The organism is Streptomyces sp. NPDC043876 (genome assembly GCF_056435825.1).
Map to the genome: position 1 here is coordinate 627029 of NZ_JBWKDV010000001.1, position 11985 is coordinate 639013.

General features: G+C 69.3%; 14 protein-coding genes. 1 reads left to right on the top strand and 13 read right to left on the bottom strand.

The window, feature by feature from the left end:
- On the top strand, positions 1-972 hold the full coding sequence (locus AC0693_RS03065) for a TIGR00341 family protein (protein WP_468463048.1): 972 nt from the start codon (positions 1-3) through the stop codon (positions 970-972).
- A gap of 32 nt (positions 973-1004) precedes the next feature.
- Here the strand turns inward: AC0693_RS03065 and glmM are convergent, their stop codons facing one another.
- From glmM to map, 13 genes are all read right to left on the bottom strand, one after another.
- On the bottom strand, positions 1005-2363 hold the full coding sequence (gene glmM / locus AC0693_RS03070; protein ID WP_356403758.1) for a phosphoglucosamine mutase: 1359 nt from the start codon (positions 2361-2363) through the stop codon (positions 1005-1007).
- A 136-nt stretch (positions 2364-2499) separates the two neighbouring features.
- Complete coding sequence (rpsI, locus tag AC0693_RS03075; RefSeq protein WP_356403755.1) at positions 2500-3021, bottom strand: 30S ribosomal protein S9; 522 nt, start codon at positions 3019-3021, stop codon at positions 2500-2502.
- Between the two features lie 44 nt (positions 3022-3065).
- Positions 3066-3509, bottom strand: coding sequence for a 50S ribosomal protein L13 (gene rplM / locus AC0693_RS03080; protein WP_330332042.1), 444 nt, complete (start codon positions 3507-3509; stop codon positions 3066-3068).
- A 237-nt stretch (positions 3510-3746) separates the two neighbouring features.
- Positions 3747-4994 carry a glycosyltransferase family 87 protein gene (locus AC0693_RS03085; protein ID WP_478800828.1) on the bottom strand — a complete coding sequence of 416 codons (1248 nt, stop codon included), beginning with the start codon at positions 4992-4994 and terminating at the stop codon, positions 3747-3749.
- 67 nt (positions 4995-5061) lie between these two features.
- Positions 5062-6681, bottom strand: coding sequence for an ATP-binding cassette domain-containing protein (locus AC0693_RS03090; protein WP_468463050.1), 1620 nt, complete (start codon positions 6679-6681; stop codon positions 5062-5064).
- Between the two features lie 62 nt (positions 6682-6743).
- The gene (gene truA, locus AC0693_RS03095; protein WP_356403746.1) at positions 6744-7595 is read right to left on the bottom strand and encodes a tRNA pseudouridine(38-40) synthase TruA; all 852 of its coding nucleotides are present in this window, start codon (positions 7593-7595) and stop codon (positions 6744-6746) included.
- 105 nt (positions 7596-7700) lie between these two features.
- A complete protein-coding gene (rplQ, locus tag AC0693_RS03100; RefSeq protein ID WP_356403743.1) occupies positions 7701-8168 on the bottom strand; it encodes a 50S ribosomal protein L17 in 468 nt (155 codons plus the stop codon).
- Positions 8169-8305: 137 nt separating this feature from the next.
- Positions 8306-9328: a DNA-directed RNA polymerase subunit alpha gene (locus AC0693_RS03105; RefSeq protein WP_283521070.1), complete on the bottom strand. Its 1023-nt coding sequence runs from the start codon at positions 9326-9328 to the stop codon at positions 8306-8308.
- Positions 9329-9483: 155 nt separating this feature from the next.
- Positions 9484-9888, bottom strand: a complete 405-nt coding sequence (rpsK, locus tag AC0693_RS03110; RefSeq protein ID WP_006376016.1) for a 30S ribosomal protein S11 — start codon at positions 9886-9888, stop codon at positions 9484-9486.
- Positions 9889-9954: 66 nt separating this feature from the next.
- Positions 9955-10335, bottom strand: coding sequence for a 30S ribosomal protein S13 (gene rpsM, locus AC0693_RS03115; RefSeq protein WP_008739674.1), 381 nt, complete (start codon positions 10333-10335; stop codon positions 9955-9957).
- Between the two features lie 201 nt (positions 10336-10536).
- Complete coding sequence (rpmJ, locus tag AC0693_RS03120) at positions 10537-10650, bottom strand: 50S ribosomal protein L36 (protein ID WP_003956441.1); 114 nt, start codon at positions 10648-10650, stop codon at positions 10537-10539.
- A gap of 73 nt (positions 10651-10723) precedes the next feature.
- Positions 10724-10945, bottom strand: coding sequence for a translation initiation factor IF-1 (infA, locus tag AC0693_RS03125; RefSeq protein WP_003956442.1), 222 nt, complete (start codon positions 10943-10945; stop codon positions 10724-10726).
- Positions 10946-11082: 137 nt separating this feature from the next.
- Positions 11083-11934: a type I methionyl aminopeptidase gene (map, locus tag AC0693_RS03130; protein WP_330332037.1), complete on the bottom strand. Its 852-nt coding sequence runs from the start codon at positions 11932-11934 to the stop codon at positions 11083-11085.
- Positions 11935-11985 lie beyond the last annotated feature (51 nt).

The window sequence follows — 11985 nt, forward strand, 5'->3', positions numbered from 1 at the left end:
ATGCTGCACGTACGGATGATCACCCCGGTCCGCCTGACCGACGAGGTGGTCGCGCTCGTCCGCCGGACGGTCGGGACCACCCACCTGGCCGTACTGGCGGGCGCCGCCCTCGATCCGCCCGGCGACGTGGTGCTGTGCGACGTGGCGCGGGAAGCGGCCGACGAACTGCTCGTGGAGCTGCGCGCGCTCGGTCTCGACGAGACCGGCTCGATCGCGGTGGAGAACATCGACATCTCCCTCTCCCGCAGCGCCGACCGGGCGGAGGAGGAGGCCCCGGGCGAGGGCGCCGACGCGGTGATCTGGGAGCAGCTGACCGAGGCGACCCACGAGGAGTCCACCCTCTCGGTCACCTACCTCGCCTTCCTGGCCCTCGCGACGATGATCGCGGCCTGCGGCGTGGTCCTGGACAACGCGATCCTGATCGTGGGCGCGATGGCGGTCGGCCCGGAGTTCGGTCCGCTCGCCGGGGTGTGCACCGCCCTGGTCCAGCGGGCGCCCCGGCTGGCGGCCCGGTCCCTGACCGCCCTGCTGGTGGGCTTCGCGGTGGCGATGGTCTCCACCACCCTCTTCAGCCTGGCCATGGACGCGCTGGGGCTGTTCGACCGGGGCATGCTGGAGAACCCGCGTCCGAACACCAGCTTCATCTGGCAGCCGGACCCCTTCTCCTTCGTGGTCGCGGTGCTCGCGGGCGTGGCCGGCGTACTGTCCTTGACCTCGGCCAAGTCGGGCGCGCTGGTCGGGGTCGCGATCTCGGTGACCACCGTCCCGGCGGCCGCGAACGCGGCGGTGGCCCTGGGGTACGGCGAGTTCGCCCAGATGTGGGGCTCGGCCGAGCAGCTGCTGCTGAACCTGGCCGGGATCATGGTGGCGGGCAGCGTGACGCTGTGGGCCCAGAAACTGCTGTGGCGCACCCAGCGGGGCCGGATGCTCCGGCCGCCGGGTGCGCCGTCCCGGAACGACGCCCCCCTCTAAAGGGGGGCGACCGGGTACGCCGTACGAGGCCCTTAGCCGAGGGCGGACTTCACGACGTCGGCGAGGCGGCCCGCGATCGCGCGCGCCTGCTCGATGTCGGCGGCTTCCACCATCACCCGAACGAGCGGCTCGGTACCGGACGGACGGAGCAGCACCCGCCCGGTGGTGCCCAGCTCCCGCTCGGCCTCGGCGACCGCGGCCGCCAGTTCGCCGGAGGTGCCGACCCGGCTGCGGTCCACGTCGGGGACGTTGACCAGGACCTGCGGCAGCCGCCGCATCACCCCGGCGAGGTCCGCCAGCGTCCGCCCGGTCGCCGAGACCCGCGCGGCCAGCATGAGGCCGGTCAGGGTGCCGTCACCGGTGGTGGCGTGGTCCAGGATGATCACGTGGCCGGACTGCTCGCCGCCGAGCGCGTAGCCGTGCTCCTTCATCGACTCCAGCACGTAGCGGTCGCCGACGCCGGTCTGGACGACCTGGATGCCCTCGCCCTCCATGGCCAGCTTGAAGCCGAGGTTCGACATCACGGTGCCGACCACGGTGTTCTCGCGCAGCTGGCCCGCCTCGCGCATGGACAGCGCCAGGACCGCGAGGATCTGGTCGCCGTCGACCTCGTTGCCCTCGGCGTCCACGGCCAGGCAGCGGTCGGCGTCGCCGTCGTGCGCGATGCCGAGGTCCGCCCCGTGCTCGACCACGGCCGCCTTGAGCAGGCCGAGGTGGGTGGAGCCGCAGCCGTCGTTGATGTTGAGGCCGTCGGGCGCGGCACCGATCGTGATGATCTCGGCGCCCGCGCGGGCGAAGGCCTCGGGCGAGACATGGGCGGCCGCGCCGTGCGCCTCGTCCAGGACGACCTTGAGCCCGTCCAGGCGGTTCGGCAGGACGCCGATCAGGTGGGCGACGTAGCGGTCGAAGCCCTCGGTGTAGTCGGAGACGCGGCCGACGCCGGAGCCGGTGGGGCGGTCCCAGGGAGCGCCGGTGCGGTGCTCCTCGTAGATGGACTCGATCCGGTCCTCCAGCTCGTCGGCGAGCTTGTGGCCGCCGCGCGCGAAGAACTTGATGCCGTTGTCGGGCATGGCGTTGTGGCTGGCGGAGAGCATCACGCCGAGGTCGGCGCCCAGCGCACCGGTGAGATACGCCACCGCCGGGGTGGGCAGCACACCGACGCGCAGGACGTCCACGCCCGCGCTCGCGAGGCCGGCGACGACCGCGGCCTCCAGGAACTCGCCCGACGCGCGCGGGTCACGGCCGACGACGGCGGTCGCCCGGTGCCCCTCGAAGGTGCCCGCTTCCGCGAGGACATGGGCTGCCGCGACGGAGAGGCCGAGCGCCAGCTCGGCCGTCAGATCCGCATTGGCGACACCGCGTACACCGTCTGTGCCGAAGAGTCGTCCCATGTTTGTCCTCCGAGGTTTCGCGTTTCACGCAGTGACCGCTTGTGACAGATATTTGCCGCTTGTGGCGGTAAACGAACCGCCCCGGCAGCACAGAGTGTGCCGCCGGGGCGGGATCGTGCAGACCAGCAGGCGCAGATTAACGCTTGCTGTACTGCGGGGCCTTGCGGGCCTTCTTGAGACCGGCCTTCTTGCGCTCGACCGCACGGTCGTCACGCGAGAGGAAACCGGCCTTCTTCAGCGTGGCGCGGTTGTTGTCCACGTCCGCCTCGTTCAGCGCACGGGCCACGCCGAGGCGCAGGGCGCCGGCCTGACCGGAGACGCCGCCACCCGAGATGCGGGCGATGACGTCGTAGCGGTTGTCGAGCTCGAGCACCTTGAAGGGCTCGTTGACTTCCTGCTGGTGCACCTTGTTGGGGAAGTAGTCCTCAAGGGTGCGACCGTTGATCTTCCACTTGCCGGTGCCCGGAACGATCCGGACGCGGGCGATGGCGTTCTTGCGACGGCCCAGGCCGGCGGCCGGCTGCGGGTCGCCGAAACGGCCGGCGAGCGACTCGGAGGTGTAGTCACCCTCCGGAACGTCCGCAGACTCGGTGGTGTACTCCTCGACAGCGCCCTCGAACTCTTCGTCGATGACAGTCTCGGTGGTGGTCTCGGCCACGATGCTCCTCAGAATTTTCTACGTCTTAGGGGGTGTGGCCGGAACTACTGCGCGACCTGGGTGATCTCGAACGGCACCGGCTGCTGGGCAGCGTGGGGGTGCACATCGCCCGAGTAGACCTTCAGCTTCGACAGCATCTGGCGGCCCAGGGTGTTCTTCGGGATCATGCCCTTGATGGCCTTCTCGACGGCCTTCTCCGGGTTGTTCTTGAGGAGGTCGTCGTAGCGGACCGAGCGGAGACCACCCGGGAAGCCAGAGTGGCGGTACGCCATCTTCTGGGTCGCCTTGTTGCCGGACAGGTGAACCTTGTCGGCGTTGATGATGATGACGAAGTCGCCCATGTCCATGTGGGGGGCGTAAGTCGGCTTGTGCTTGCCGCGGAGCAGGGTCGCGGCCTGGGTCGCCAGACGGCCGAGGACAATGTCCCGGGCGTCGATGACGTGCCAGACGCGCGAGATGTCGCCGGGCTTGGGGCTGTACGTACGCACGGTCGTAGCCTTCGCTTCTTCAGTGATGGGTATTCCCATATGGCGTGAGACCTTGGGAACGGGTCCTGACAAGGCCACCACGGACGATCACGACAGCCCTGGTCCACAACGGGGACGCAACCCGTGTGTACCGCTGGTCATCGGCCCGGTGGACCGGCGTAAGGGCCCTTTCACGTGAGAATGAACAAGCCAATACGCATAACGAACCAGCAGGATACCCGTGATGCCCCGGACGGGTCAAAACGCCGAGCGAGCGCCTGCGTCCGCAGGCTCGTCGGCGCGTGCGCGACCGGGCACGGCTCCTGCCGTTCGTACGTCATCCAGGTTAACCCGAGCCGGAGCCGTACACCGCCGCGTGAGGCCGACGGCGAGCACGCCCAGGGTGAAGAAGTCCTTGAACGCGCGCCGCTTGTGCTCCAGCTCGGAGGGCCACGGCACGCCCGCCACCTGCGGCCCGATCGCCAGCCAGAACCACGGCGACCGCGCCACCGAGTCCTCCCGCACCGCCGACGCCAGCAGCAGCGGCAGCACCACCAGCAGGTAGTGGTCGAAGGACGGACGCGAGACCAGGAATGCGGCGAGCATCACCATGCAGCCCGTCTCCGCCAGCCGCATCTGACCGGTGTCCCGCTCGTCGCTGCGGTGCCACCTGCGCCACGCCCCCCACAGCCCGGCCAGCGCCCCCGCGCCCGCCACCAGCACCGCAACCGGTTGCGGCACCCCCAGCCGCGGCAGCACCGCGATCGGCGAGGCGTCCCAGGGCAGCGCGTAGGCGTCCTGCCCCTGGAGCAGGAACGGCAGGGTCTTGGTGAAGAAGAGCGACGGGCTCGGCATCATCAGCGCCCCCGCGAGCGAGAGCCCCAGCGGGACCAGCACCGCGGCCGCGAGCCCCCGCCACTGCCGCGCCACCAGGAACAGCAGCCCCAGCGGCACCAGCATCGGCTTGCACGCGATGGCGAGGCCCACGACCAGCCCGGCCGCCCCCCACGACCGGCGGTGCGCGAGCAGCAGCGCGAGCGGCAGGGCGGCGGCCGAGATCGCCGTCCAGTTCCCGATCACCACGAGGTTGAGATACGGCTTGTAACCGATGGCGAACAGCGCGAAACCGCCCACCGCGAAGCGCGAGCGCATCGGCACCGAGAACAGCTTGAGCGCCCCCCACCAGCCCAGCGCCAGCAGCCCCGACATCACCAGCGGCAGCACCCAGCGCAGCACCGGCATCGGCAGCAGCGCCTCCGGCACCGCCATCAGCACCGCGCTGGGCAGGTACAGGAAGCGCTTGTCCTCGTACGGGGAACCGCCCGAGAGCAGGGTGTCCGCGGCCTTGACCACGAAGGCGTTGTCCGAGCCCCAGTTCTGCCGCAGGCCCACGGAGACCACGATCCCGAGCACCACGGCCAGGGAGACGGCCCGCCACGACCGGGGCGCGGGGCGCAGCAGCCAGTCGACGGCCCGGTTCCCGGAGTCCCGCTTGTCCCACTTCATGAGCCAGATGCTAGGCCGCAGGCCCACAACGCCTCCCCCTCGACTCGCACGGGGGTGGTCTCCCCCCTCAGCGCTTCCGGTCGACCCTACGTTCGTCCCACACGGGTTCCTGAGTCTCCCGTACAACACCGTCCGAACCGAAGACCAGATAACGGTCAAAAGTACGGGCGAACCAGCGGTCGTGCGTGACGCACAGCACAGTGCCGTCGTAGCTCTCCAGGCCGTCCTGCAAGGCCTCCGCCGACTCCAGGTCCAGGTTGTCCGTGGGCTCGTCCAGCAGCAGCGCGGTGGTGCCGGCCAGCTCCAGCAGCAGGATCTGGAAGCGCGCCTGCTGGCCGCCCGACAGTTTCTCGAAGGGCTGCTCGCCCTGCCGCTCCAGCTCGTAGCGGCGCAGGGCGCCCATCGCCTGGCCCAGGGGCTTCGCCGCCTCCGTCCACAGGATGTCGACGAGCGTGCGGCCGAACAGCTCCGGGTGGGCGTGGGTCTGCGCGAAGTGCCCGGGGACCACTCGCGCGCCGAGCTTCCAGGTCCCGGTGTGCTTGACGTCCTCGCCGGCCAGCAGCCGCAGGAAGTGCGACTTGCCCGAGCCGTTCGAGCCCAGCACCGCCACCCGCTCGCCGTAGAAGACCTCCAGCGAGAACGGCTTCATCAGCCCGGTCAGCTCCAGGTTCTCGACCGTCACCGCCCGCACGCCGGTGCGTCCGCCCTTGAGCCGCATCGTGATCTCCTGCTCCCGCGGCGGCTCCGGCGGCGGCCCGGCCTCCTCGAACTTCTGGAAGCGGGTCTGCATCGCCCGGTAGCGCGAGGCCATGTCCGGGCTGCTCGCGGCCTGGTTGCGCAGCCGCAGCACCAGGGCCTTCAGGCGCGCGTGCTCCTCGTCCCAGCGGCGCTTGAGCTCCTCGAAGCGCGCGAAGCGCTCCTTGCGGGCCTGGTGGTAGGTGTCGAAGCCGGAGCCGTGCACCCAGACGTCGGAGCCCATCGGGCTCGCCTCCAGGCTGACGATCTTCTCCGCGGCCCGGGTCAGCAGCTCCCGGTCGTGCGACACGAACAGCACCGTCTTGCGGGTGGCCTTCAGCTGCTCCTCCAGCCACCGCTTGCCGGGCACGTCCAGGTAGTTGTCCGGCTCGTCGAGGAGCAGCACCTCGTCCGGCCCGCGCAGCAGCGCCTCCAGCACGAGCCGCTTCTGCTCACCGCCCGACAGCGTGCGCACCTCGCGGAACTGCGCGCTGTCGTACGGGATCGACAGCGCCGCCATCGTGCAGACGTCCCACAGCGTCTCCGCCTCGTAGCCCTGGACGTCGGCCCAGTCGCTCAGCGCCTGCGCGTAGGCCATCTGCGCGGCCTCGTCGTCCACCGTCAGGATCAGGTGCTCGGCCCGGTCCACGGCCTTCGCCGCCTCCCGGATCCGCGGCTGGGCCACCGAGACCAGCAGGTCGCGGACGGTGGTCTCGTCCCGGACCGAGCCGACGAACTGCGACATCACCCCGAGGCCGCCGGTGACCACGACCCCGCCGCCGTGCGGCTGGAGCTCACCGGAGATCAGCTTCAACAGGGTGGTCTTGCCGGCGCCGTTCGCCCCGACCAGGGCGACCACGGAGCCCTCCCCCACCCGGAAGGAGACGTCGGGAAGCAGGACCCGCCCGTCGGGAAGGTAGTACTCCAGATGACTCGCTTCGAGATGTCCCATGCCGGGCATTGTCCCGGTCCGCCCGCGATCCGCCCAAACGGATTAGCCGCGGACCGGGCGCCTCAGCAGCAGCCCGCCCCCGGCAGCGTCCGCATGTTGCGCGCCTCCTTGCTGCGGGCGGCGAGCAGCTCGTCCGCCGGGTAGCCGACCTCTTCGAGGGTCAGCCCGTGCGGACGGACGACGTGCACGGAGGAATCGCGCACCGCGGCCCCCAGCACCTTCCCGGGCCACTCCACCGGCCGGTGCCCGTCGCCGACGTGCAGCAGGGCGCCCACGAGCGAGCGCACCATGTTGTGGCAGAAGGCGTCGGCGCGCACGGTCGCGGTGACGATCCCCTCCGCGTCCCGCACCCAGCTGAGCTGCTGGAGCGTACGGATGGTGGTCGCGCCCTCGCGCTTCTTGCAGTACGCGGCGAAGTCGTGCTCGCCGAGCAGCGGCTGCGAGGCCTCGTTCATGGCGTCCACGTCCAGCGGCCAGGAGTGCCACAGCACGTGCCCGCGGCGCAGCGGGTCCACCCCGGCGGTGTGGTCGCCCACGCGGTAGGCGTACCGGCGCCAGATCGCCGAGAAGCGCGCGTTGAACCCGGCGGGGGCCTCGGCCACCTTCCAGACCCGGATGTCGTGCGGCAGGCGGCCCGCGAGGCGCCGCAGCAGCTTGTCGTGGTGCTCGGCCCACACCTCGTCGGCCACGTCGAACTGGGCGACCTGGCCGCGCGCGTGGACGCCCGCGTCCGTACGTCCGGCCACGGTCAGCTCGACCGGACCGGGCAGCCTCATGACGGTCGCCAGGGCCGACTCCAGCTCGCCCTGGACGGTCCGCAGCGTCCGCTGCTTCGCCCAGCCGGAGAAGTCCTTGCCGTCATAGCTCAGGTCCAGCCGCACCCGGACGTGTCCGGGCTCCACCTCGTCACTCACGTGACCGATCCTCTCAGCTGCGCTGTCGAACGAATGCGAAACGGGCCCGCCCCGGAAGGGGGCGGGCCCGTTCAGAGCCGATCAAAAAGACGTGATCCCGGAGGATCAGGCCTCCTTGGTCTCCTCGGCGGCGGGAGCCTCGGCAGCAGCCTCGGCGTCCTTCGCGGCACGCTTGGTGGCGGCCTCGGCCTCACCGGTGGCGGCCTGCGCCACGGTCAGGGCCTCGACGAGCTCGATGACCGCCATCGGGGCGTTGTCGCCACGACGGTTGCCGATCTTGGTGATGCGCGTGTAACCACCGGGGCGGTTCTCGTAGCGCGGGGCGATCTCGGTGAAGAGCGTGTGCACGATGCTCTTGTCCGTGATCGTCTGCAGCACCAGGCGACGGTTGTGGATGTCGCCCTTCTTGGCCTTGGTGACCAGACGCTCGGCGTAGGGACGCAGGCGGCGGGCCTTGGCCTCGGTGGTGGTGATGCGGCCGTGCTCGAAGAGCGACTTCGCGAGGTTCGCGAGGAGGTGCTTCTCGTGCGCGGCGCTGCCGCCCAGACGGGCACCCTTTGCGGGACGCGGCATGGTCATACTCCTTCATATCTGCACCGGCCGTGTCAGGTACCGGTGTCAGTTCACCCGGGGCGGACGCCCCGGGAAAGTCGAATCAAGCCCGGCCGGCGATTGAGGCCGAAGACCTCAGCCGCCGGCGACGGGAAGAATCAGTACTGCTCGGTCTCGACGAAGCCCGCATCGGCATCGTCATCCGCGCCGAAGGCGTCGGCGGCGGCGGTCGGGTCGAATCCGGGCGGGCTGTCCTTGAGGGCCAGGCCCATGCCGGCGAGCTTCGCCTTGACCTCGTCGATCGACTTCGCACCGAAGTTGCGGATGTCGAGCAGGTCCGCCTCGGAGCGGGCCACGAGCTCGCCCACCGAGTGGATGCCCTCGCGCTTGAGGCAGTTGTACGAGCGGACCGTGAGCTCCAGCTCCTCGATCGGCAGCGCCAGATCGGCGGCCAGGGCCGCGTCCGTCGGCGAGGGGCCCATGTCGATGCCCTCGGCGTCGATGTTGAGCTCGCGGGCCAGACCGAACAGCTCGACCAGGGTCTTGCCTGCGGACGCCATGGCGTCGCGCGGGCGCATGGCCTGCTTGGTCTCGACGTCGACGATGAGCTTGTCGAAGTCGGTGCGCTGCTCGACTCGGGTCGCCTCGACCTTGTAGGTGACCTTCAGTACGGGGCTGTAGATGGAGTCGATCGGGATGCGACCGATCTCCTGGCCTACCTGCTTGTTCTGGACGGCGGAGACGTAGCCGCGACCGCGCTCGACGGTCAGCTCCATCTCCAGCTTGCCCTTGCCGTTGAGCGTGGCGAGGACGAGGTCCGGGTTGTGCACCTCGACACCGGCCGGGGGCGCGATGTCGGCGGCGGTGACCAGGCCGGGACCCTGCTTGCGCAGGTACATCACGACGGGCTCGTCGTGCTCCGAGGAGACGACCAGCTGCTTGATGTTGAGGATGAGGTCGGTGACGTCTTCCTTGACACCCGGCACGGTGGTGAACTCGTGCAGGACGCCGTCCACGCGGATGCTCGTGACGGCGGCACCCGGGATCGAGGACAGGAGCGTGCGGCGGAGCGAGTTGCCGAGGGTGTAACCGAAGCCCGGCTCGAGCGGCTCGATCACGAACCGCGAGCGGTACTCGTCGACGACCTCTTCGGTCAGCGACGGACGCTGAGCGATAAGCATGTGTGTGTTCCTTCAGTCGTGGACGCCCACTATTTGACGTCCTACGGGCACTGCGTACAGCAAGGGTACGGGCGGCACGTCCCCCGGAGGGGTCGTGCCGCCCGCAACCTCAAGAGCGCACGGTGTACGCGTTCACGTACACCCAGCGCGCAGCGTCAGACGCGGCGGCGCTTCGGCGGGCGGCAACCGTTGTGCGGGGTGGGGGTGACGTCCTGGATCGAGCCGACCTCGAGGCCGGTGGCCTGGAGGGAGCGGATCGCGGTCTCGCGGCCGGAGCCCGGACCCTTGACGAAGACGTCAACCTTGCGCATGCCGTGCTCCTGCGCGCGGCGGGCGGCCGACTCGGCGGCCATCTGCGCGGCGAAGGGGGTGGACTTGCGCGAGCCCTTGAAGCCGACGTGGCCGGCGGAGGCCCAGGAGATCACGTTGCCCGCGGGGTCCGTGATCGAGACGATGGTGTTGTTGAACGTGCTCTTGATGTGGGCGTGCCCATGAGCGACGTTCTTCTTTTCCTTGCGGCGCACCTTCTTGGCAGCGCCCTGACGACCCTTGGGGGGCATCTAAATCTCCTACGGGAGGTGGTCGGTCCTACAGCGAAGACCGCTGAGTAAGCGTCCGGCTGAGGACTACTTCTTGCCCGGCTTCTTCTTACCGGCGATCGCGCGACGCGGGCCCTTGCGGGTACGAGCGTTCGTGCTGGTGCGCTGACCGTGCACCGGGAGGCCGCGACGGTGGCGGATGCCCTGGTAGCACTGGATCTCGACCTTGCGGCGGATGTCCGCCTGGATCTCGCGGCGGAGGTCACCCTCGGTGCGGAGGTTGGCGTCCACGTACTCGCGGATCTTGACCAGGTCTTCCTCGGCCAGGTCACGAACGCGGGTGTCGGGGTTCACACCGGTGGCCGCAAGGATTTCCTTGGACCGGGTGCGACCGACACCGAAGACGTAGGTAAGTGCGATCTCCACGCGCTTTTCGCGCGGGATGTCAACACCGGAAACGCGTGCCATTCAATGGCTCCTGTGTGTTCGGGGGTCTTCAGCAGAACCGAACCCCGGCCGCCGACCACACCTGATGGGTGGTGGTACGTCCGGGTCCCCGGCCCCCGCCGGAGGTGCCGCCGGCCCTGGTCGGGGCTAGGCGGGTTCTGCGTATGTACGTATTACTTACGTCGCGCGAAGAACTGCGGAGTGCAGGTCGGTCGGCGTGCGTCAGCCCTGGCGCTGCTTGTGGCGCAGGTTGTCGCAGATGACCATGACCCGACCGTGACGGCGGATCACCTTGCACTTGTCGCAGATCTTCTTGACGCTCGGCTTGACCTTCATGTGGGTGAGGTTCTCCGGGTCAGTGCCACCACCCGCACCGGGACGGATGCCCAGGCAGGAGTGAGGACAAGATCTACTTGTATCGGTAGACGATCCGGCCACGCGTCAGGTCGTACGGAGACAGCTCCACGACGACCCGGTCATCAGGGAGGATGCGGATGTAGTGCATGCGCATCTTGCCGCTGATGTGCGCGAGGACTTTGTGACCGTTCTGGAGTTCCACCTTGAACATCGCGTTCGGGAGGGACTCGATCACGGTGCCCTCGATTTCGATGGCACCTTGCTTCTTGGCCACGCTTCGCCTTTCGAATCGGCTACCTTGATCGACCTCGTACCCATGCAGGCATGGAAGTGCACGAGAGCCGACGAGTCAGTCTACGACAGGGCACCCAGAAAGACGAATCCGGAAAGTTTGCCCCGAAGTCTAGATCATTAACCGAGGGGGTCCGGGGCCGTGGTGACCCCGTACTCCGCCAGCTTCGCCTTGCCGCAGTCCGGCGAGGTCAGGACGATGGGACCGGCCTCGGTCAGTGCGATGGAGTGCTCCCAGTGGGAGGACCAGGTGCCGTCGGTCGTGATGACGGTCCAGTCGTCCGCCAGGACCTCCGTCTGGGCGGTGCCCAGGGAGACCATGGGCTCGATCGCCAGGCAGACGCCCGGGACGAGCTTGATGCCCTTGCCCCGCTTGCGCGAGACGTAGTTCAACAGGTGGGGGTCCATGTGCATCTCGGACCCGATGCCGTGGCCGCCGTAGTCCTCGATGATCCCGAACTTGCCGAGGCTGTGCTCACCGGTGGTGGGGCGGGGCTGGCGCTTGATGTAGGTCTCGATCGCCTTGGAGATGTCCACGAGGCGGTTGCCGAGCTTCATGGCGGCGATGCCGGCCCACATGGACTCCTCGGTCACCCGGGAGAGCTCCACCAGCTCCGGAGCGTGTCCGGTGCCCACGAAGGCCGTGTAGGCGGCGTCGCCGTGCCAGCCGTCGATGATCGCGCCCGCGTCGATGGAGATGATGTCGCCGTCCTTGAGGACGGTCTTGTCGTCGGGGATGCCGTGGACGACGACCTCGTTGACCGAGGTGCAGATGGTCGCGGGGAAACCGCCGTAGCCGAGGAAGTTCGACTTCGCTCCGGCGTCGGCGATCACCTTGCGCGCGACCATGTCCAGGTCCCGCGTCGTGGCGCCCGGCACGGCCGCCTCGCGGGTGGCGGCGTGAATGGCGGCGACGACCAGTCCGGCCTCCCGCATCTTCGCGATCTGCTCGGGCGTCTTCAGCTGCACCATGAACGTGCCTTCCACCTTCGGTTCGGGGTCATACAACAGTACGGCCGTGGT